Below are 19,684 nucleotides of genomic sequence, written 5' to 3'. Positions count from 1 at the left end.
AATTGGCTAGTACTTGCGCGCAAACGCTCGCGTCGAGGACTGGAAATGACTTATTGCTGCGGAATCTTGGTTCGGGATGGTCTGGTGATGATCGCCGATACCCGCACCAATGCCGGCCTCGACAACGTCTCGACCTTCCGCAAGCTGCACATCTTCTCCAAGCCCGGCGAGCGCATCATGGCGATCGCCAGCGCCGGCAACCTCGCGATCAGCCAGTCGGTGCTCTCCACCCTGACCGAAGGCCTGGAGGACCCCAACACGGGCGAGGTCGAGACGCTGATGAACGCGCCGACCATGTTCCAGGCCGCCCAGCGCATTGGCCGGGCGATCCGGGCGGTGCATGCGACCGAAGGGCCGGCGCTGAAATCGGAGGACGTGTCGTTCGACGTCTCCTTCCTCTTCGGCGGCCAGATCAAGGGCGCGCGCATGCGCCTGTTCATGGTCTACACCGCCGGCAATTTCATCGAGTGCACGACCGACACGCCCTACCTGCAGATCGGCGAGCACAAATACGGCAAGCCGGTGCTCGACCGCGCCATGCATTACGACGTCGAGCTGTACGAGGCGCTGAAGACCGGCCTCATCTCGATGGACTCGACCATGCGCTCGAACCTCGGCGTCGGTCTGCCGATCGACGTGCTGGTGGTGCGGAACGATGCCTGTGAGGCCGATCTCAATCACCGCATCGAGGCGGGCGAGCCCTATTTCCACGATTTGCGCTCGCGCTGGTCGGCGGCGCTGCGCGCCGCGCACCAGAACATTCCGCGGCCGCCCTACAAGAACGAAAAAGAATCCAAAACCTGACAGCTCAAGAGAAAAGGCAGGAAACGATGAGTGAAGCGAAAAAGATCGCAGTGGTGACGGGCGCCGGCACCGGGGTCGGGCGCGCGGCGTCGCTGGCGCTGATGAACACCGGCTTCACCGTGGTGCTCGTAGGGCGCCGGCTCGACATGCTCGAGGAGACCGCGAAGCTCGGCCCCGCGGGGAAAAGCCTGTGCGTCACCGCCGACATGACCAAGCCGGAGCAGATCGCCGCGCTGTTCGACAAGGTGAAGACGACCTATGGCCGCCTCGACGTGCTCTTCAACAATGCCGGCATGGGCGCGCCGGCGGTGAACTTCGAGGATCTCAGCCTCGAGCAGTGGCAGGCGGTGGTGAACACCAACCTCACCGGCCCGTTCCTGTGCACTCAGCACGCCTTCCGCATCATGAAGGACCAGACCCCGCGCGGCGGCCGCATCATCAACAACGGCTCGATCTCGGCGCATGCGCCGCGGCCGTTCTCGGCGGCCTACACCTCGACCAAGCACGCGATCACCGGCCTCACCAAGGCCTCCAACCTCGACGGCCGCATGTACGACATCGCGGTCGGCCAGATCGACATCGGCAATGCGGCAACGCCGATGACCGACCGCATGGTCAACGGCCCCGGCGTGCTTCAGCCTGATGGCACCACCAAGCACGAGCCGCGCATGGACGCGAAAGCGGTCGGCGATGCCGTGGCCTACATGGCCAGCCTGCCGCTCGACGCCAACGTGCTGACCATGACGGTGATGGCGACCAAGATGCCGTTCGTGGGGCGGGGTTGAACAAAAAGCGCGAGAACAACCCCATGCACAGTAGGCGTCAAGTGGCGCCTGCTGCTGCCTGGCTACAGGGTGGTGGGAGTTAAGTCCGCGAGCCATCTCCACAATCGTCATTGCGAGCGCAGCGAAGCAATCCGGGCTGCCACTGCGGCAAGATTCTGGATTGCTTCGTCGCAAGAGCTCCTCGCAATGACGTGGAGAGAGCGTTGCCCTATTCCAAACTCTCCACCTTTCGCAGGCTCGGAAACAGCTTCATCCAGAGCAGCGCCACCGCGACGGTGGCGACGCCGCCGAGCACGGCGGCGGGCATGGCGCCGAACAGCGCGGCCGTGAGGCCACTCTCGAATTGGCCGAGCTGGTTCGAGGCGTTGATGAAGAGGAAATTCACCGCACCGACCCGGCCGCGCATCTCATCGGGTGTGGACAGCTGCACCAGCGAGAAGCGTATCACGACGCTGATCGTATCGGCCGCACCGAGCACGGCGAGCGACAGCACCGACAGCCACATCCACGGCGACAGCGCGAACACGATCGTGGCGAGGCCGAATACGATCACCGCCTGGAACATGCGTAAGCCCACATGCCGCGAGATGGCGTGGCGCGCCAGCACCACGGTCATCAGGAGCGCACCGACCGCGGGCGCGGCACGCAGCACGCCGAGTCCGACCGGGCCGGCCTGAAGAATATCGCGGGCATAGATCGGCAACAGCGCGGTGACGCCGCCGAACAGCACGGCGAACAGGTCCAGCGAGATGGTGCCGAGAATCGCGGGGTTGCCGCGGATGAAGCGGACGCCGGCAAAGATATTGTCCGAGTTCGTCCCCTCCTTTGCGATCGCCTGCGGACGCGGCCGGATGAAGCCGGTCAAAATCATCCCCAAAACCCAGAACAGTACCATCACGGCATAAGCGAGATGCGGGGCGACCGCATATGCGAATCCGCCGAGCGCCGGCCCCGTGATGGTCGCGACCTGCGCTGCGCCGCTGGAGATGGCCGTGGCGCGCTGCAGCGACCCTTGCGGCGCGATCAACGGCAACAACGCCGCCGTGGTCGGGCTCTCGAACGCGCCTGCAATGCCGAGCACGAAGGTCGCGATGAAGATCTGCACCTCGCCGACCGCGCCGAGATAGGTGATGGTTGCGAGATAGAGCGCGGTCGCGGCTTCCACGAACTGGCAGAGCTGGACCACGCGCTTGCGCTCGTAGCGGTCGGCGGCGTGTCCAGCGACGAACACCAGCAGCGCCGTGGGCAGGAACTGCACGAGGCCGACCATGCCGAGGTCGAACGCCGAGCCGGTGAGATCGTAGATCTGCCAGCCGATCGCGACCGCCGCGATCTGGCTGGAAAAGCGCGACAGGCTGCGGGAGAGCAGGAAGAACAGGAAGGCGCGGTGGCCGAGCAGCGCGCCGGCGCTGACCGGCAGATTGTCGGATATTGGCTGCTCTGGCATCGTCGCTTCGGTCACCTCGGACGGTCCGGTCCTGATCCTGATGGGCCCGCGTGGCCCAGGCTTGCCCGCTTGTCAACAACGAGCCGCTTCCGTGGCCCCCGGCATTGCCTTTGCAATGCACACGCGGCCATAATCATTGAGGGTTTGGGGACATCATGCTTCGGTTGCAATCGGCACTCGGCATTTTCGCATTGCTCCTGATCGCTTTCGCGTTGGCGGAGAATCGCCGCGCGGTCTCGCTGCGTCAGGCGGCAATCGGCCTCGCCGCGACCTTCGTCACCGCGGTCGTGCTGCTGAAGCTGCCGGTCGTAGCGCATGCGTTCGGCGCGATCAACGACGCGGTCGGCGCGATCTCGGCGGCCTCGCGCGCCGGCTCCGCCTTCGTGTTCGGCTATGTCGGCGGCGGCCCCCTGCCGTTCGATCTGAAGGTGCCGGGCGCGGACTTCATCCTGGCGTTCCAGGCATTGCCGATCGTGCTGGTCATGAGCGTGCTGACGACACTGCTGTTCTATTGGCGCGTGCTGCCACCGATCGTGCGCGGCATGGCCTGGCTGCTCGAACGCACGTTGGGGGTCGGCGGCGCCGTGGGCCTCTCGACCGCCGCCAACATCTTCCTCGGCATGGTCGAGGCACCGTTGTTCGTGCGGCCGTATCTGGCACAGATGACCCGCAGCGAATTATTCGTGGTGATGACCGGAGGCATGGCCGGCATCGCCGGCACGGTGCTGGTGCTCTATGCGACGCTCCTTGCCCCACTCATCCCCGACGCGGCCGCGCACTTCGTCATCGCCTCGGTGCTGGGCGCGCCGGCCGCGATCCTTGTCAGCCTGATCATGGTGCCCGAGACATCCGACAAGCGTACCGGCGGTGCACTGGAAGATCCCGAGATGAACGTGTCCAGCACGATGGACGCCATCGTCAAGGGCACCACCGGCGGCCTCGAATTGTTGCTCAATATCGTCGCCATGCTCCTGGTGCTGGTGGCGCTGGTCTATCTGGTCAATGCCATGCTTGGCCTCTTGCCCGATATCGGCGGTGCCGCGATCTCGCTGCAGCGGCTGCTTGGCCTCGTCATGGCACCAGTATGCTGGTTGATGGGGCTGCCATGGGATCAGGCGATCACCGCCGGCAGCCTGATGGGCACCAAGACCGTGCTCAATGAATTGATCGCCTATGTCGACTTCACCAAGCTGCCAGCCAACGCGCTCGATCCGCGCTCGCGCCTGATCATGCTCTACGCGATGTGCGGCTTCGCCAACTTCGCCAGCCTCGGCATCATGATCGGCGGCCTCGGCGTGATGGCCCCGGAGCGGCGCGAGGAGATCAACGCGCTGGGGCTGAAGTCGATCGTATCGGGGACGCTGACCACGTGCTTGATGGGGGCGATGGTGGGGGTGTTGAGTTAAGACACCCGTCGTGAGCCGTAGAGGGCGGATTGCGCGCAGCGCAATCCGGGGCCATCTTCTCCACGGAGAAACTTTCCCGGATCTTGCTTGCGCCGCATCCGGGCTACAAGCACGCGGGCAAGACCTTACGCCTTCAACTCCACCGTCCTGAACTCCGCCGGCAGGATCACCTCCAGCAGCTCCACGTCGTCCGAATAGTCCAGGATCATGTGCTTGATCTTCGGCGGCTGGGTCCAGGCGCTGCCTTGCTTCATCAACGTCTCGCCCTGCCCGTCCATATAGGTCTTCACCCAGCCCTTGAGCACGTAGACCATCTGGAATTCGACGTCGTGATAATGGAGCTTGGAGACCTCGGCCGGGTTGCAGGGGCCTTGCAAGCGGATCACATGCGCCTGCGCGAGGCCGTGGGTCGCCTCGGCGATGCCGAGATCGCGGTATCTGGCATAGGCACGCAGGCCGTCGGCCTTGAAGTCTTCCTCGCGGTGATGGCTGATGGCGATGCGCTGCTTCGGCCGCACGGCCTTCTTCGGAGCGACGGTGCGCGCCTTCGCCTTCACTGCCTTTCGTGCCGAGGACCGCGCCGCTGCCTTGGTCCCGCTCCGCTTCTTCACTGCGGTCTTCATTGCGGGCCTCGATGCCTTCTGCTTGGCCATTGTCTGCCTCCCTGTTCCGAGCCGCGCCCGTCGCACGGGTGTGACCCGAAGGGCAGATTACCCAGTCCTGGGCGAGGCAGCAATTGCGGAGCTGAGGCCGGTCACGCGATCGGTCGTAGCTTGTCCCAAGCTGTCGTTGCGAGCGAGCATCGTCTCGTCTTCGTTCTCTCCCTGAATTAGTCTCGGCAGGAGATCTGGGGGAATTGATTCATGGGCAGCAGCGTCGGTCAGCGTGCATTTCAGAATGCCCGGCTCCAGAAACGGCAAAAGGCCGAAGTGCTGCCATTGCTCGGGCAAGCGCTCGAGTTGCACAAGAAGGGGCGCCTCCCCGAGGCCAGGGCTGCCTATCGCCAACTCCTGCAGTTCGCGCCCAACCAATTCATCGCCCTGCATATGCTCGGCGCCTTGGAGTCTGATGCCAGGAACTATCACCAGGCCGAAATCCTGCTGCGCCGGGCCGTTGCCGCAGACCCGCGATCTGCCGAAGCCCATATGAGCTTGGGCGTGGCGCTGAACGGGCTGAAACGTCACGACGAGGCCCGCGAGAGCTATCGAAAGGCTCTCGCCTTGCGGCCCAGCTACGCCCTCGCCCTGTCCAATCTCGGTAACGCGAGCGCGGCCCTCGATCTGCACCAAGAAGCGCTCGAGAGCTACGATCAGGCGCTCGCAATTGACGCAAACCTGGCCGCAGCCCACAACGGCCGCGGCTCTGCGCTCTGCCGTCTGCGCAACTATGACGAGGCTCTCGCAAGCCTGAACCGCGCGCTCTCGATCAAGCCTGACTATGCCGCGGCGCTGGCGAACCGCGCCGCTGCACTCCGGGAGCTTCAGCGATTTGACGAAGCCATGGCGGATTGCAATCGGGCAATCGCCCTCGCACCCGACGACGTGAATGGGTGGCTCTGGCGCGCCAATGTCTTGCTCCAGACCCAGCAAATTGCCCAAGCATTGCTCGATTGCGAGAAAGCTCTCGCGATTGCGCCCGATTCTGATCAAGCTCACTTCGTATTGGGCCTCTGTCTCGCCGGACTTGGCAGGGTCGACGAAGCGCTCGCCAGCTTCGACAGGGCCCTCGATATCCGGCCTGACCTTCAGAGCGCGATCTCCAGCAAGATATTCACGCTCGATTTTGTGGCGGACGCCAGCGTCGAACGGCATCAGCAAGCGCGTCGCGTGTGGTGGGAGCAGATCGAGGCCAAAATCGCTTCAGAAGCGGCAGCACCGCATGACAACCGCCGCGACCCGGACCGGCGCCTGGTGCTTGGCTACGTCTCGTCGGACTTCAACGCGCATTCGGCCGCGTTCATTTTCAAGCCGGTCCTGCAACACCATGACCGGGCACAGTTCGAGATCGTGTGCTACTCGTGTTCGTCGAAAGTGGACGGGACGACAAGCGAATTTCAGGGGCTCGCCGATCGCTGGCGTGACGCCTCGCAATGGACCGATGATCGCCTCGCTGCACAGATTCGCGCCGATGGCGTCGATATCCTGATCGATCTGTCCGGCCACACCAGAGGAAACCGCCTCGGCGTATTTGCGCGCAAGCCGGCACCGATCCAGGCGCACGGCTGGGGCCACGGCACCGGCACCGGGCTGCCGACGATCGATTATCTGTTCTCGGATCCTGTCGCGATTCCTTTGGCGGTTCGGCATCTGTTTGCGGAGACCGTCGTCGACCTGCCGTGCTTTGTGACGCTGACGCCGCTGCCGGCCGGGATTGCGCGAGCGGAGACGCCTGCGATTTCGAACGGTTTCATCACGTTCGGTGTCTTCAACCGCATCAGCAAAATCTCCGACGAGGCCGCGGCAGTCTGGTCCAGGATCCTCGAGCGGGTGCCGCGCTCGCGACCGCTGATCAAGGATGTTGCGCTCGACGATCAACTCGTCCGCGACAAGCTGCTGGCGCGATTTGCGGCTTGCCGATTGCCGGCCGAACGCGTCGATCTGCTCGGAGCGACCTCGCGGCACGAACATCTGGCATCGTTCAATCGCATCGATATTGCACTCGACCCGTTCCCACAGAACGGCGGCGTCAGCACATGGGAAGCCCTGCAGATGGGCGTGCCCGTGGTGGCGAAGCTCGGAAACAGCCTGCCCAGCCGGGCCGCCGGCGCCATCCTCACCGCGCTCGGCCTGCCGGACTGGGGCGCCGAAAGCGAGGATGCGTATGTCGAGATTGCAGCCGGCCGCGCGGCGCGGGTCGCCGAGCTCGATCAACTGCGCCGCGAGCTGCCCGAACAGATCAGCGCTGCGGCCGCCGGCAACCCTGTCTCATATGCGCGAGCCGTGGCCGACGCCTATCGCGCGATGTGGACACGCTATTGCAACGGCGGCGTCTGAGCTCTGCTCAATGCAGCCGGAACACGCCGTCGACGGCGCGCAGCTCGGCGGGCTTGATCAGCTTGGAATGCGCCACCGTGACCGAATGCAGGGGGCCATCGAGCTTCTCCTGCCAGAACGCCAGGAAATCGGTCAGCGCCGGAAATTTCGGAAACATGTCGTAGTTCTGCCAGACATAGGTCTGGAGCAACGAGGGATGATCCGGCATCCGATAGAGAATCTGTGCCGTCGTCAGCCCGTAGCCCAGCATCTGTTTCCGGAAGTCCTCGGAAACGCCCCCAACGCGCAGTCCCATGCCAAACCTCCTTTGCAGGAGCGCATGCAGGGGGTGGCTTGATCCGTGCCCCGGGAGCCACCCGGAAACGATGCGCTCACATGAGAGATATGTGACGCAAACCGACAATCCATCTCAAGCCCAAAAGTTTAACAAGCTGTTGAAATTCAATGCGTTAGCAGCAGACATGACTCCGTGCTAATACGGCCTCGGGTGTCGGTTAACGATGCCAAAGAGATTCTGGCAGTCCGTGCTTTCGGGTGCTAATTTTTCTGCTACAAACCCTTGCCCCCGCAAAATTCCTGTCCTATTTCACCCTCGCTCGTGCTAGCACTCGCGGGCAACGACTGCTAACAATATCAAAATCCTCAACTCGTTCAATTACTTAGGAGGACTGCATGAAATTCCGTCCGCTTCACGACCGCGTCGTGGTCAAGCGCATCGACGCAGAAGAGAAGACCGCCGGCGGCATCATCATTCCCGACACTGCCAAGGAAAAGCCCTCGCAGGGCGAGGTCGTCGCCATCGGCCCGGGCGGCCGCGACGAGTCCGGCAAGCTGATCCCGATCGACCTGAAGGTCGGCGACCGCGTGCTGTTCGGCAAGTGGTCCGGCACCGAGGTCAAGATCGACGGTCAGGACCTGCTGATCATGAAGGAGAGCGACGTGATGGGCGTTCTCGAGGTCACCGAGTCCAAGAAGAAGGCGGCCTAAGGGCCCTCTCCTCCCTCCAGTCAAACATCCTCAAGGAAAAATCCAGATGGCAGCCAAAGAAGTCAAATTCTCGGTTGAAGCGCGCGACAAGATGCTGCGTGGTGTCGACGTTCTCGCCAACGCGGTGAAGGTCACGCTCGGTCCGAAGGGCCGCAACGTCGTGCTCGACAAGTCGTTCGGCGCTCCCCGCATCACCAAGGACGGCGTCACCGTCGCCAAGGAGATCGAGCTCGACGACAAGTTCGAGAACATGGGCGCCCAGATGGTGCGCGAAGTCGCCTCCAAGTCCGCTGACGCGGCCGGCGACGGCACCACCACCGCCACCGTGCTCGCCCAGGCGATCGTGAAGGAAGGCGCGAAGTCCGTTGCCGCCGGCATGAACCCGATGGACCTCAAGCGCGGTATCGACCTCGCGGTCGAGGCCGTCGTGGCCGACCTCGAGAAGAACTCGAAGAAGGTCACCTCGAACGACGAGATCGCCCAGGTCGGCACTATCTCGGCCAACGGCGATGCCGAGATCGGCAAGTTCCTCGCCGACGCCATGAAGAAGGTCGGCAACGAGGGTGTCATCACCGTCGAGGAAGCCAAGTCGCTCGAGACCGAGCTCGACGTCGTCGAGGGCATGCAGTTCGACCGCGGCTACATCTCGCCCTACTTCGTCACCAACGCCGACAAGATGCGCGTCGAGATGGACGACGCCTACATCCTCATCAACGAGAAGAAGCTCTCCTCGCTGAACGAGCTGCTGCCGCTGCTCGAGGCCGTGGTGCAGACCGGCAAGCCGCTGGTCATCGTCGCCGAGGACGTGGAAGGCGAGGCCCTCGCCACCCTCGTCGTGAACCGCCTGCGTGGCGGCCTGAAGGTCGCGGCCGTCAAGGCTCCGGGCTTCGGCGATCGCCGCAAGGCCATGCTGCAGGACATCGCGATCCTGACCGGCGGCCAGGCGATCTCGGAAGACCTCGGCATCAAGCTCGAGAACGTCACGCTCAACATGCTCGGTCGCGCCAAGAAGGTGATGATCGACAAGGAGAACACCACGATCGTCAACGGCGCCGGCAAGAAGGCCGACATCGAGGCGCGCGTGGCCCAGATCAAGGCGCAGATCGAGGAGACCACCTCGGACTACGACCGTGAGAAGCTCCAGGAGCGTCTCGCCAAGCTCGCTGGCGGCGTCGCGGTGATCCGCGTCGGCGGCGCGACCGAGGTCGAGGTGAAGGAGCGCAAGGATCGCGTTGATGACGCGATGCATGCGACCCGCGCGGCGGTCGAGGAAGGCATCGTCCCCGGCGGCGGCGTCGCCCTGCTGCGTGCCTCCGAGCAGCTCAAGGGCCTGCGCACCAAGAACGACGACCAGAAGACCGGCGTCGAGATCGTGCGCAAGGCGCTGTCGGCTCCCGCTCGCCAGATCGCGATCAATGCCGGTGAAGACGGTTCGGTGATCGTCGGCAAGATCCTGGAGAACAAGGCCTACAACTACGGCTTCGACTCCCAGACCGGCGAATATGCCGACCTCGTCAAGAAGGGCATCATCGACCCGACCAAGGTGGTCCGCACCGCGATCCAGAACGCTGCCTCGGTGGCCGCGCTCCTGATCACCACGGAAGCCATGGTCGCCGAGCTGCCCAAGAAGGGCGGCGCCGGCCCGGCGATGCCCCCCGGCGGCGGCATGGGCGGCATGGACTTCTGATCCAGCACCCTCGAGAACTACGAAACCCCGGCAGCGATGCCGGGGTTTTTGTTTGTAATAACTTCTCTCCACCCGTCATCCCGGGCTCGCGCCCAAGTGGGCCTTCTAAAGCATGATCCGGAAAAGTGCGAAGCAGTTTTCCGGAAGGATCATGCGTAAACAACAAGCTAAAGCGCGATGACGATTCATCCAAATCTCATCGCGCTTTAGGAAATGTTGAACGGCTGATACAGGACGAAGCGAAACAAGATCATCGGCCACCACAGCAGCGGGATCAGCAGGATCAGGACGGCAATCGCCTTCCGCTCCCGCGATTGCGCCGTCGACGGCCGGATGGTGTCCTGAACAATCGTCATCGCCTTCTGCTCAGCCTGCAACCGGCATGACGTTACGCAACCTCTGCGCGCGGGAAAACCCTGTTCAGGATTGGTCGCGCCGGCGCGCTGGCGCGTTCACGACAGGCGAACCCTGTGGGGGCCGATCGCAACCCGATGCGCCGTCAGTTGCGCGACATCTCCTGGAAACACGCCCTCACCCAGTCGATGGTCACGCGCGTTGCAGCGTCGCGCTTGAGATGATTTTGCACCAGCAGCCACACGTCGCGCCGCTTCGGCAGCAGCGTGGCGCGCAGGCGGCGGTCGCCGAGCAGGTCGGCGCAGACATATTCCGGCAACACGCCGGCGGCCTGATGGTCGCGGATCAGATTGCGGATGACACGGACGTTGTCGGTGACGCAGCGCGCGCGGGCCTTCCTGGTGCGCAGGAATTGCATCTCGGGAATGTCGCCGAGCTCGTCGGGATAGACGCACAGCATCGGCTCGCCCTCGGTCGTAACCGGCTCGAAAAAATACAGCTTGATGTCGCCGAGCCTTGAGATCGCAAAGTCGCCCTTGTCGGGCTTGCGCAAGCGGATGGCCAGATCAGCCTCCCAGCGCGAGAACCTGACGTTCTCGCTCGAGGTGAGGAATTGCAGCGTCAGGCCGGGATGGGTCCGCAGGAAGTCGCCCGCACGCGGCGACAGCACTTCTTCTGCAACTGTGTTGGTGGAGGCGATGCGCAGGCGGCCGACCGGACCTTCCAGGCTCTCGCTGAGCCGGCCGATCTCGGCCGCATGCGAGGCCATCGCCTCGACATGCGCCAGCACCGCTTCGCATTGCCGCGTCGGCCTGCGAACGCCGTCGGCGGCCTCGAACAGACGCAAGCCGAGCGCACGCTCGATGCGCGACAGCCGGCGCCCGACCGTCGTCTCGTCGATACGCAGCTTTGCGCTGGCGCCGGCATAGGTACCTTCGTCCCTGACGGCGGCGATGATGCGCAGATCGTCCCAGTTCATGGCTCGAGGCTACATCGCCGCCCGATGGCCTGCAATCTCGCAGCCTCCCGCTGCAATATTCCTGCATATCGGCAGGCATTCCCGGGGCTATGTTTGTTGCGCCTTCTACCCCCGGGAGACTTCCAAGACCATGACCGCAAAGACCCTGCTCCAGCTCGCCGGCGCCGACCTCAGCCCGCCGCGCCTCGGCGACGCCGCCCTGGTGCTGATCGATATCCAGAACGAATATCTCGCGGGCCCCCTCGCCTTGCCCGACGCCAAGCCCGCGATCGCACGTGCGGCTGCGCTCCTGGCACAGGCCCGCGAGGCTGGTGCCGCGATCATCCACATCGCCCATCGCGGCAAGGCCGGCAGCCTGTTCGATCGTACCGCCCACCGCGGTGCCATCGTCGTCGAGCTGAGCCCCCGCGCCAGCGAGCCCGTGATCGAGAAGGAGCTGCCGAATGCCTTTGCCGGCACCGATTTGCAGGCGCGCCTTGTCGCGACCGGACACAAGAACATCGTGCTGGCCGGCTTCATGACGCATATGTGCGTCAGCTCCACGGCGCGGGCCGCGCTCGACCTCGGCTTTCGTACCACGATCGATGCCGATGCCTGCGCCACGCGCGACCTGCCGGACGGGCGCGGCGGCACGCTGGACGCCCGAACCATCCACGAGGTTGCGCTCGCCGAGCTGTCCGATCGCTTCGCGATCATCGCCCGCGGCGATGCGCTGAAGTAACGGAGCAACGCGATGCTGCAACTCTATTTCTCACCGATGGCCTGCTCGCTCGCGAGCCGGATCGCGCTGATGGAGGCTGGCCTCGATGCGCAGTACCATCAGGTGCACCTCTTGACCAAGACGATCGTGGACGACGGGAGCGATTTTCACGGCGTGGCGGCGAAGGGCGCTGTGCCGGTGCTGGTGCTGGAGAATGGCGAACGGCTGACCGAGAGCGCGGCGGTGCTGCAATACATTGCCGATCTGAAGCCCGAGACGCGCCTTGCGCCGCCGCTCGGCGATCCCGACCGCTACAGGCTCCAGGAATGGCTGAGCTTCGTCGGCGCCGAGATCCACAAGGCGTTCCTGTTTCCGACCTTCTGGTACAAGGACGACGGCTCGCTCGCCAAGCCGCGAGCACGGATCGCGCAGACCTTGTCGGTGCCGGCAGCGCATCTGGCGGAACGCGAATTCCTCGTCGGCAACCGCTTCACCGTCGCGGACGCCCACCTCGCCTGGGCCCTGCTGCTGCTTCGGCCTGCCGGCGTCGACATTGCGCAGTGGCCATCGTTGTCAGCCTATCTCGAACGCATGCAGGCGCGGCCTCGCGTGCGGGAGGCGATTGCGACCGAGATGGCGCTGCGCAAGCAGATGACCGCTTGAGCGCAGGTCAGTCCACCCGCGCCAGCACCGCGAGCTTGCGGATGCCCTTGTTGCGGTAGGCGTCGAGGAACGCGTAATAGTCCTTGAACGACACGCAGCCGTTGGAGTCGCCGTTCGGCCCGAGCATGAAGGTGTGCGCGAGCAGACCGTCGCGGCCGTAGATCGCGCTCTCGCCCCCGATCGGGGTCAGGCGCAGCGCCGGCACGCCGTGGAACAGCGCCTCGCGCGGCTTCAGCGTGTAGATGTGCGGCGGCGTCACACCGCGCATGCGGATTTTCGAGGAGCGCGGATCGTCGAGATTGGAGCCGAGGCCGGAATGCGCCTCGAGCTTGGTGCCGTCGGGCAGGTACACCGTCTTGGCGGTGATGTCGTAGACCGCGGTGTCGCGCTCATAGGGCGGCGCGCCGCCGAACATCGGGTTCTGCTCCTTCGGCGCGATGGACGCGGTCACACTCGCATCGGCCGAGGCGTAGGCGAGCAGCCCGCCGGACGGCTCACGCTTGCCCCAGAGCTTTTCGACCATCGACTGGCGCGGAGCGGTGATCGACATCACCGCGGCCTTGGCGCGGTCGGCGAAGGATTTCGGCTTCGCCTCGGGCGCCGGCACGATCTCGGCCGGGTCGGCCGAGGCCAGCTGCATCTGGGCATCCTGTGCGCGCCTGGCCTTGTCCGCAGGCTTCTCAGCGGTCTTGTCAGCGGTCTTGTCAGCAATCTTGGCTGCCGGCTTCAGCGCTTCCGCGACCTTGGCGATGACGCTCTGCTTCGGGGTGTCCTTCGGCGTGTCCTTGGCCACGGCAACCTCCGTTGCCGGCGCGGCGCTCGCCGCATTCGACGGCACACCCTGCGTCGCAGCGGCGGCAAAGCGCTCGTTGAACATCTCGCGCGAGATGGGAGCTGCGACCTGGAGCCGGTCGGGCAGCAGCGCGAAGGTTTCCTCAATGGCCTCGCGGGCCTCGCGCAGCGCCACCTTGGGTGCGCGCTTGATCACGGGCTCGTCGTAGCCGATGCTGCCGACAGTCGGATAGACGCTCGCGCCAAAGACGTTGCTGTAGATGGTCCAGCCGGCGCCCATCACGACACAGCCGATCGCCGCGGCGCCAAGCCAATTGGACGTGGTCATTTTCCGGGAAGATTTCCGCGAATAATTCTTGGACTTCCGTGCCGCGTTACTCTGCGCAGCGATACTCGTACTCATTCGCCTTGCGTCCAGGACGGTGTCACTCAGTCCCCCTTCGAAGTGCCGCTGGTCACGATCCGGGAACAGCATCTCGCAGAGGGTCGGAGCGTCATTAAGGCGACTTTTAGTTAAATGCGGATTAAGTTCGGGCGGATGTGGGGCAACTCGTCAACGCTGTCCCGTTTTGAGAAAAAAGCCCGCAGAACTACGGACTTAGACGCGTCTGTTAACCATGTTTCTCGACCGGTTTGCGCCAACTGTTCGACGCTTGCGACCGCATCCATGACGCACTCAACAACGCCGTTTTCGTGACCCTCAAATTAGCACTGAGCGTAGCGCGGAAGCGTTGCGCGAGGCTGGTGGACGGCCCTGCGTCCGCTGGCCGATTGCGGCAACAGCGCCGTGACTGAAAGTTGATCATTTCGGTTCTGGACATCGCCGCCACGAGAAAATAGCTGCCACCTCGGCACTTTTCAGCAGCCTCTGCGCGTGATACGGTACCGTATCGTCCCGCCTTGAACTGTGCCGAGCACGCAAACGGAGCTGGCATGAGAGGGATAGCGCGCACAGGGTTTTTCGCCCTGGCAGGGTCGCTTCTGTTGGTTGGATCTGCGACTGCACAGCTTGCGGCCAATGCGGGCTGCACGGCGTCGCCCTCGGCCGCCGGGACGCAGACCTGGCGCTGCGACAACGGCATCACCATCGTTGCGGAAAGTGGCGCCAAGTTTGAACTTAAGGACGCCAACCGCGACGGACATATAGATTCCGTGGCGTTGAGCAACAAGGCCCTGCTGATCGAGGTGCCCAAGAAGCCGCGGCGCAACCCCTTCAAGGTGCTGACGCCGCAAGCGATTGCCGCAGTGCGCGGCACGAAATGGGCAGTCGATGTCGCTGACGCCAAGACCTCCGTGTTCGTCGCCGACGGTGGGGTCGGCGTGACCCGCCGGGCTCGTGGACGCGGCGTCGTGCTTGGACCCGGCGAAGGCGTCGACGTCGAGGCAACCGGCCCGTTGACCATCAAGACATGGGGTCAGCCGCGCGTCGACGCGCTCATGGCAAGACTCGGGCAATAGGTCGGGGTCGCCAAGACTATTTGGACAATACGAGATTGCAAGACGACCGCATGCGCAGCCGACGCGTTCAGATCCTGGTGGCACTCGTCCTCACCGCGCTGTGGGGCGCGGGCATCTATGCCGCGCACGCCAACGGCCATCTGCGCTTTCTCGATCGCCTCGAAGCCACGCTGACCGACTGGCGGACGCAGGCCCGCGGCGTGCAGCGTCCGCCCGATGTCGTCACCATCGTCGCGATCGACGACACCGTCGTGAAGCGCGGTGGCAGCTATCCGCTGCCGCGCGCCGATCTTGCCCGCGTCGTCGACACCATCGTGCAGTTCAAGCCGAAGGTTGTCGCGATCGATCTCCTGCTCGTCGACCGCAGCGCCGCAATCGGCGATGCCACGCTGGCCAACACGCTCGCCACCGGTCCCATGGTGCTCGCCGCCGCGGCGATCTTCCCCTCCGCCAGCGAGACCGTGGCACCCAGCGAAGGCCCCCTGGCCGTGTTGCCCGAGGCCGAACGCTTCTTGCAGCCATTGCCCGCATTCGCCGATCACGCCGAGGTCGGCGTCGTCAACGTCGCGACGGGACAATCGGGCTCACCGCTCGCGGTGCCGATGCTGTTCCGGACGCGCGACAAGGTCGAGCTGTCGTTCCCTTTGCGTGTCGCCGCCCGTGCGCTCGACCAGCCGCTGACGGTCGCGCCCGACCGTCTCATGCTGGGCAATCGCGCGGTGCCGACCGACAGCGACTTCGCGTTGCCGATCACCTATTACGGCCCGCGTCGGACGATCCGTACCGTCAGCGCACAGAGCATCTTCGACGGCACGCTCGATCGGGCGGCGATCGAGAACCGGATCGTCGTGATCGGCGCCTCGGTCGCCGGCGGCGGCGATTTCTATCCCACTCCGTTCGATTCCCTCATGCCCGGCGTCGAAGTGATCTCGACTGCGATCACGCATCTCGTCGCCGGCGATGCCGTCGTGCGCGACCGCAGGGTCCGTATTGCCGACGCGCTCTCCGCGACCCTTCTGCCGATGCTGCTGGTCGGCCTGCTCGCCTGGCGGCGTAGCGCGCTCGGCATCATGGCGGCGGCCGCGATGATGATCGCCTGGGCCGGACTCAATCTGTTCGCGTTCACGCATGGCGTCTGGCTGAACGCGGCGACCACGCTCGCCGCGGCAGTGCCGCCGGTGACCGTCTTTGCCGGCGTGCAGCTGTGGGCCGGGGGCCGCCGCACGCAATATTTCGCCGCCAAGAGCAGGTCGCTTGCGCAATTCCAGGCTCCGGCACTGCAGGAGTGGCTGGCGCGCGATCCGGACTTCCTGTCAAAGCCCGTCCGGCAGGATGCCGCCGTGGTCTTCGTCGATCTCTCCGGCTTCACCGGTTTGAGCGAGCGGATTGATCCGGACGAACTCAGGGATCTTCTGAAGGCGTTTCATGCACTGATCGACAAGGCCGCGATCGATTGCGGCGGCATGATCACCGGCTTCCTCGGCGATGGCGCCATGATCCTGTTCGGGTTGCCGCGCGCGATGCCCGACGACGCGGCGCGCGCGCTGAAATGCGCGATCGACCTGCATCGCGGTCTCGAACGCTGGATCGCCTCGCTGCCGCCGGCAGTCGCAGGTCAGCTCGGCTTCAAGATCGGCGCGCATTGCGGCCCGATCGTCGCCTCGCGGCTCGGCGAAAGCCATCAGCACATCACGGCGACAGGCGACACCGTCAACGTCGCAAGCCGGCTGATGGAGGTTGCCGCCCAGAATGATGCGCGGCTCGCACTGAGCGATACGATGCTGGATGCTGCCGACTTCCAGGGTGCTCCCGACGGCGTCCTGTCAGGCCCCCTGCTGGCCCATGTCCGCGGCCGTTCTGGTGTCGTGACCGTCTGGTTCTGGCGCGATCAGAGCGGGCCAGGCCACGACGCTGCCAAGGCCGAGATGATCGGCTGAAGTCCGCTACCGCGCCTCAGGCGGCGGCGAGCGATCCAGCACCTCATCCTTGGCGCCTTCGAGCAGATCGATGCCGTAGGTCTCGACCACGAGCGGCCCGCGCTTGCGCTGCAACTGCGCAACTTGCGTCACCGTTGCAAAGCGCTCGTTGAGGACGGGATGCCCGTCCGCGCGCAGCTCGTCGACATAGAGCAGCTTGCCGGCGAGCAGCTTGGGATCCGGCTCACCCATGTTGACCCAGCGGATGCGCTGGCTCTGCTGTGCCACACAGGTGCCGCGCGGCAGGTAGAACGCGAGCCAGCTCGTGGTGCCGTAGTCCTGTGCGAGCACACAGGTCGCACCGACGCGCACGCGCACCGCTTCGATCTCTGCGGCGAGCTCGCGCCAGCCGACACCGACGCTGCGCACGGTGGCATCGCGACGATAGCCCGACAGCCAGCCGGTATTTGCCTGAACGACCAGCGCTGCAAACATCACGATGCCGACCGGCGCGGCCCAACGCAGGCAGAAGTCGACGAGGCGCCGCTGGCGCGGCTTCCACTGCGCAAGGTTGGCAGCGGCGGCCGCGGCCATGACGAAGGGCGGATAGACCGGCGCGAACCAGTTGGCCTCGACGCGGGCATGCAGCGAGTGCCAGACGAAATAGGCGACGATGGTCCAGAACATCGTCTCGATCAGCACGCGCGAGGCCAGCGCGCCGGCGCGCTGCCAGGTCAGCGCGTGCAGGCCCATGGCGCCGAGGATGAAGACCAGCGGCGTTGCGAACGCGATCTGCGTCGGGATCAGCTCTGCGATGAAGACCGGGCGGAAGTCCTCGATCTTCGCGCGCCCGAGCTGCTTTGCGAACGAGACCCATTGATGGTCCGCATTCCAAAGGATCACCGGCGAGAACAGCGCCAAGGCGACCAGGCCGCCGAGATACGGCCAGGGCGAGATAAACCAGCGCCTGAGTTTCGGCACGGAAGCGAGCCAGATCAGGATCGCCGGCCCGAAGAACATCGCTGTGTATTTCGAGAGCAGCGCCGCGCCGACCGCGACACCGGCCGCGAGCCACCATGCGCCCCGGCCGGTCTCCAGCACCTTGGCGAGGAAGAACAGCACGAAGCTGGAGGCGACCAGCAGCGGCGCATCGGGCGTCACGATCAGCGTGCCGACGGAGGCCAGCAGCGTCACGTTGAGCAGGATGGCGCTGGTTGCAGCCACGCGCGCGCCGCCGAACAGGATTGCGGCGGAACGATAGACCGCGTAGCTCATCGGCAGTGCGAGCAGGATCGAGACGAGGCGGACGCCGAGCTCGGTATCGCCCGCGATCAGGGTGCCGGCGCGGATCACATAGGCGACCATTGGCGGGTGGTCGTAGTAACCCCCGGCCAGGTTCCTCGACCACATCCAATAATAGGCTTCGTCGAAGGTGATCGGCGTGAAGGCGGCCGCGACGAGCCGCAGGGCCACCAGCGCGAGGATCGTCAGCGCGGTGTTGCGGACGATCCGCGCGTCAGCTCCGCCCATCACGCGCTATTTCTTGCGCCAGACGAACAGTCCGGACATCGCGTAATTCCATACCACGCCCATCAGCGCGCCGGCCATGCCGGCCAGCCACCAGATCGGTTCCTGGTCGTACACCGAGAATGCGACGCCGACATTGGCGAGCAGGCCGACGCTGCACACGATGTAGAAGGCGATCAGGCCGCGCAGCAGCGCAAAGCCCTTCAGTCGCTGATCGCGATAGGTGAGGAAGTTGTTGAGGATGAAATTGCTGGTCATGGCGACGATGGCGCCGGCGGCCTGCGCCTCCGCGAACGGCGCCTTGAACAGCTGAAGTGCGATGAACAGCGTGGTCAAGTGCACCACGAGACCGATGCCGCCGACCATCGCGAACAGGATGAAACGCAGCGAGACGATGTCGTTGGTCAGCTTGGCGAAGACGAGACCGAGGAAGTCGAGCGCGACCATGGAATCGAGCTTGCTCTCGCCGTGCTGGCGGGCGCCGAAGGTGTAGGGAATCTCGACCGCCCGCAAGCTGCCGTGCGCAGTCGCGACGACATCGAGCAGGATCTTGAAGCCGTGCACGGAGAGCTTTGGCGCGAGCTGCTCGAAACGGTCGCGGCGGATCATGAAGAAGCCGCTCATGGGGTCGGCAATCTCGACCCGCAACATCTTCTTGGCGACCTCGGTTGCGAGCGCACTGGCGCCGGCGCGCTGCTTGTTGAAACCTTCGCTCTTGTAGCCCTCGATGTAGCGGCTGCCGACCACGAGGTCGGCCTGATCGCTTGCGAGCAGCAACAGCATTTTGGGCAGTTGCGTCTCGTCGTGCTGGAGGTCGGCGTCGATCACGGCCACATAGGGAGCGCTCGAGGCGAGGATGCCCTCGATGCACGCGCCCGACAGACCGCGGCGGCCGATACGGCGGACACAGCGCACGCGGCTGTCGCGCTGCGCCAGCGCGCGCACGACGTCCCAGGTGCCGTCGGGTGAATTGTCATCGACGAACACGACCTCCCAGGCGACGTTGGCGAGGGTCGCCTCCAGGCGCCGGTACAGCACCGTGACGTTGTCGCGCTCATTGAAGGTGGGGACGATGACCGACAGTTCCGGCCCCTCTTGAGCCTGGATGTCGACGCCCGGTCTGATCGCTTCATTCATGACGGCAGCGTATATCCGCCGCGTCCTGCGCTGCCAAGCCGGGGTCTGT

Annotated in this window: 18 protein-coding genes; 10 read left to right on the top strand and 8 right to left on the bottom strand. The window is 64.8% G+C overall.

Going from position 1 to position 19,684, the window contains the following annotated elements; translation table 11 throughout:
• Positions 1–45: 45 nt before the first annotated feature.
• Together BRAD3257_RS15630 and BRAD3257_RS15625 are read left to right on the top strand one after the other, a co-directional pair.
• Complete coding sequence (locus tag BRAD3257_RS15630; RefSeq protein WP_122402565.1) at positions 46–804, top strand: proteasome-type protease; 759 nt, start codon at positions 46–48, stop codon at positions 802–804.
• 26 nt (positions 805–830) lie between these two features.
• On the top strand, positions 831–1,589 hold the full coding sequence (locus BRAD3257_RS15625; protein ID WP_122402564.1) for an SDR family oxidoreductase: 759 nt from the start codon (positions 831–833) through the stop codon (positions 1,587–1,589).
• A gap of 208 nt (positions 1,590–1,797) precedes the next feature.
• Here BRAD3257_RS15625 and BRAD3257_RS15620 read toward each other — a convergent pair whose 3' ends face one another.
• On the bottom strand, positions 1,798–3,036 hold the full coding sequence (locus tag BRAD3257_RS15620) for an MFS transporter (RefSeq protein ID WP_122406586.1): 1,239 nt from the start codon (positions 3,034–3,036) through the stop codon (positions 1,798–1,800).
• 155 nt (positions 3,037–3,191) lie between these two features.
• Here BRAD3257_RS15620 and BRAD3257_RS15615 point away from each other — a divergent pair, with 155 nt between their 5' ends.
• Positions 3,192–4,442: a NupC/NupG family nucleoside CNT transporter gene (locus BRAD3257_RS15615; protein WP_122402563.1), complete on the top strand. Its 1,251-nt coding sequence runs from the start codon at positions 3,192–3,194 to the stop codon at positions 4,440–4,442.
• Positions 4,443–4,567: 125 nt separating this feature from the next.
• Here the strand turns inward: BRAD3257_RS15615 and BRAD3257_RS15610 are convergent, their stop codons facing one another.
• Entirely contained in the window at positions 4,568–5,095 is a 528-nt protein-coding gene (locus tag BRAD3257_RS15610; protein ID WP_122402562.1) for a cupin domain-containing protein, read from the bottom strand.
• A 210-nt stretch (positions 5,096–5,305) separates the two neighbouring features.
• On the opposite strand from BRAD3257_RS15610, the gene BRAD3257_RS15605 reads away from it, so the two are divergent.
• Positions 5,306–7,435, top strand: coding sequence for an O-linked N-acetylglucosamine transferase, SPINDLY family protein (locus BRAD3257_RS15605; RefSeq protein WP_122402561.1), 2,130 nt, complete (start codon positions 5,306–5,308; stop codon positions 7,433–7,435).
• A gap of 7 nt (positions 7,436–7,442) precedes the next feature.
• Here the strand turns inward: BRAD3257_RS15605 and BRAD3257_RS15600 are convergent, their stop codons facing one another.
• Positions 7,443–7,730, bottom strand: coding sequence for an usg protein (locus tag BRAD3257_RS15600; protein WP_027560138.1), 288 nt, complete (start codon positions 7,728–7,730; stop codon positions 7,443–7,445).
• A gap of 377 nt (positions 7,731–8,107) precedes the next feature.
• Here BRAD3257_RS15600 and BRAD3257_RS15595 point away from each other — a divergent pair, with 377 nt between their 5' ends.
• The gene (locus BRAD3257_RS15595; protein WP_122402560.1) at positions 8,108–8,422 is read left to right on the top strand and encodes a co-chaperone GroES; all 315 of its coding nucleotides are present in this window, start codon (positions 8,108–8,110) and stop codon (positions 8,420–8,422) included.
• 46 nt (positions 8,423–8,468) lie between these two features.
• The gene (gene groL / locus BRAD3257_RS15590; protein WP_057029537.1) at positions 8,469–10,109 is read left to right on the top strand and encodes a chaperonin GroEL; all 1,641 of its coding nucleotides are present in this window, start codon (positions 8,469–8,471) and stop codon (positions 10,107–10,109) included.
• Between the two features lie 206 nt (positions 10,110–10,315).
• Here groL and BRAD3257_RS15585 read toward each other — a convergent pair whose 3' ends face one another.
• Both BRAD3257_RS15585 and BRAD3257_RS15580 read right to left on the bottom strand, forming a co-directional pair.
• On the bottom strand, positions 10,316–10,465 hold the full coding sequence (locus BRAD3257_RS15585) for a hypothetical protein (RefSeq protein ID WP_181956136.1): 150 nt from the start codon (positions 10,463–10,465) through the stop codon (positions 10,316–10,318).
• Positions 10,466–10,608: 143 nt separating this feature from the next.
• A complete protein-coding gene (locus BRAD3257_RS15580) occupies positions 10,609–11,442 on the bottom strand; it encodes a LysR family transcriptional regulator (protein ID WP_122402559.1) in 834 nt (277 codons plus the stop codon).
• 130 nt (positions 11,443–11,572) lie between these two features.
• Here BRAD3257_RS15580 and BRAD3257_RS15575 point away from each other — a divergent pair, with 130 nt between their 5' ends.
• Together BRAD3257_RS15575 and BRAD3257_RS15570 are read left to right on the top strand one after the other, a co-directional pair.
• Positions 11,573–12,163, top strand: coding sequence for a cysteine hydrolase family protein (locus BRAD3257_RS15575; RefSeq protein ID WP_122402558.1), 591 nt, complete (start codon positions 11,573–11,575; stop codon positions 12,161–12,163).
• 12 nt (positions 12,164–12,175) lie between these two features.
• Positions 12,176–12,805, top strand: a complete 630-nt coding sequence (locus BRAD3257_RS15570) for a glutathione binding-like protein (protein WP_122402557.1) — start codon at positions 12,176–12,178, stop codon at positions 12,803–12,805.
• A 7-nt stretch (positions 12,806–12,812) separates the two neighbouring features.
• Here BRAD3257_RS15570 and BRAD3257_RS15565 read toward each other — a convergent pair whose 3' ends face one another.
• Positions 12,813–13,925, bottom strand: coding sequence for a DUF2778 domain-containing protein (locus tag BRAD3257_RS15565; RefSeq protein ID WP_162500220.1), 1,113 nt, complete (start codon positions 13,923–13,925; stop codon positions 12,813–12,815).
• A 605-nt stretch (positions 13,926–14,530) separates the two neighbouring features.
• On the opposite strand from BRAD3257_RS15565, the gene BRAD3257_RS15560 reads away from it, so the two are divergent.
• Both BRAD3257_RS15560 and BRAD3257_RS15555 read left to right on the top strand, forming a co-directional pair.
• Entirely contained in the window at positions 14,531–15,055 is a 525-nt protein-coding gene (locus tag BRAD3257_RS15560) for a FecR domain-containing protein (RefSeq protein WP_122402555.1), read from the top strand.
• Positions 15,056–15,105: 50 nt separating this feature from the next.
• Entirely contained in the window at positions 15,106–16,992 is a 1,887-nt protein-coding gene (locus BRAD3257_RS15555) for a CHASE2 domain-containing protein (protein WP_122402554.1), read from the top strand.
• A gap of 6 nt (positions 16,993–16,998) precedes the next feature.
• Here BRAD3257_RS15555 and BRAD3257_RS15550 read toward each other — a convergent pair whose 3' ends face one another.
• Positions 16,999–18,501, bottom strand: a complete 1,503-nt coding sequence (locus BRAD3257_RS15550) for a glycosyltransferase family 39 protein (RefSeq protein ID WP_122402553.1) — start codon at positions 18,499–18,501, stop codon at positions 16,999–17,001.
• A gap of 6 nt (positions 18,502–18,507) precedes the next feature.
• A complete protein-coding gene (locus BRAD3257_RS15545; RefSeq protein WP_122402552.1) occupies positions 18,508–19,635 on the bottom strand; it encodes a glycosyltransferase family 2 protein in 1,128 nt (375 codons plus the stop codon).
• Positions 19,636–19,684: the final 49 nt, after the last annotated feature.

The organism is Bradyrhizobium vignae (assembly GCF_900324035.1).
GTDB classification, from domain to species: Bacteria; Pseudomonadota; Alphaproteobacteria; order Rhizobiales; family Xanthobacteraceae; genus Bradyrhizobium; species Bradyrhizobium vignae.
This window is presented reverse-complemented; position numbering and strand designations above follow the sequence as displayed.

Excerpts from the sequence above, each read along its gene's own strand:
- BRAD3257_RS15550 (WP_122402553.1), bottom strand. The coding sequence starts at position 18,501 with ATGGGCGGAGCTGACGCGCGGATCGTCCGCAACACCGCGCTGACGATC.
- BRAD3257_RS15575 (WP_122402558.1), top strand. The coding sequence starts at position 11,573 with ATGACCGCAAAGACCCTGCTCCAGCTCGCCGGCGCCGACCTCAGCCCG.
- BRAD3257_RS15565 (WP_162500220.1), bottom strand. The coding sequence starts at position 13,925 with ATGACCACGTCCAATTGGCTTGGCGCCGCGGCGATCGGCTGTGTCGTG.
- BRAD3257_RS15570 (WP_122402557.1), top strand. The coding sequence starts at position 12,176 with ATGCTGCAACTCTATTTCTCACCGATGGCCTGCTCGCTCGCGAGCCGG.
- BRAD3257_RS15585 (WP_181956136.1), bottom strand. The coding sequence starts at position 10,465 with ATGACGATTGTTCAGGACACCATCCGGCCGTCGACGGCGCAATCGCGG.
- groL (WP_057029537.1), top strand. The coding sequence starts at position 8,469 with ATGGCAGCCAAAGAAGTCAAATTCTCGGTTGAAGCGCGCGACAAGATG.
- BRAD3257_RS15625 (WP_122402564.1), top strand. The coding sequence starts at position 831 with ATGAGTGAAGCGAAAAAGATCGCAGTGGTGACGGGCGCCGGCACCGGG.
- BRAD3257_RS15630 (WP_122402565.1), top strand. The coding sequence starts at position 46 with ATGACTTATTGCTGCGGAATCTTGGTTCGGGATGGTCTGGTGATGATC.
- BRAD3257_RS15580 (WP_122402559.1), bottom strand. The coding sequence starts at position 11,442 with ATGAACTGGGACGATCTGCGCATCATCGCCGCCGTCAGGGACGAAGGT.
- BRAD3257_RS15615 (WP_122402563.1), top strand. The coding sequence starts at position 3,192 with ATGCTTCGGTTGCAATCGGCACTCGGCATTTTCGCATTGCTCCTGATC.
- BRAD3257_RS15620 (WP_122406586.1), bottom strand. The coding sequence starts at position 3,036 with ATGCCAGAGCAGCCAATATCCGACAATCTGCCGGTCAGCGCCGGCGCG.
- BRAD3257_RS15610 (WP_122402562.1), bottom strand. The coding sequence starts at position 5,095 with ATGGCCAAGCAGAAGGCATCGAGGCCCGCAATGAAGACCGCAGTGAAG.
- BRAD3257_RS15545 (WP_122402552.1), bottom strand. The coding sequence starts at position 19,635 with ATGAATGAAGCGATCAGACCGGGCGTCGACATCCAGGCTCAAGAGGGG.
- BRAD3257_RS15555 (WP_122402554.1), top strand. The coding sequence starts at position 15,106 with ATGCGCAGCCGACGCGTTCAGATCCTGGTGGCACTCGTCCTCACCGCG.
- BRAD3257_RS15605 (WP_122402561.1), top strand. The coding sequence starts at position 5,306 with ATGGGCAGCAGCGTCGGTCAGCGTGCATTTCAGAATGCCCGGCTCCAG.
- BRAD3257_RS15595 (WP_122402560.1), top strand. The coding sequence starts at position 8,108 with ATGAAATTCCGTCCGCTTCACGACCGCGTCGTGGTCAAGCGCATCGAC.
- BRAD3257_RS15560 (WP_122402555.1), top strand. The coding sequence starts at position 14,531 with ATGAGAGGGATAGCGCGCACAGGGTTTTTCGCCCTGGCAGGGTCGCTT.
- BRAD3257_RS15600 (WP_027560138.1), bottom strand. The coding sequence starts at position 7,730 with ATGGGACTGCGCGTTGGGGGCGTTTCCGAGGACTTCCGGAAACAGATG.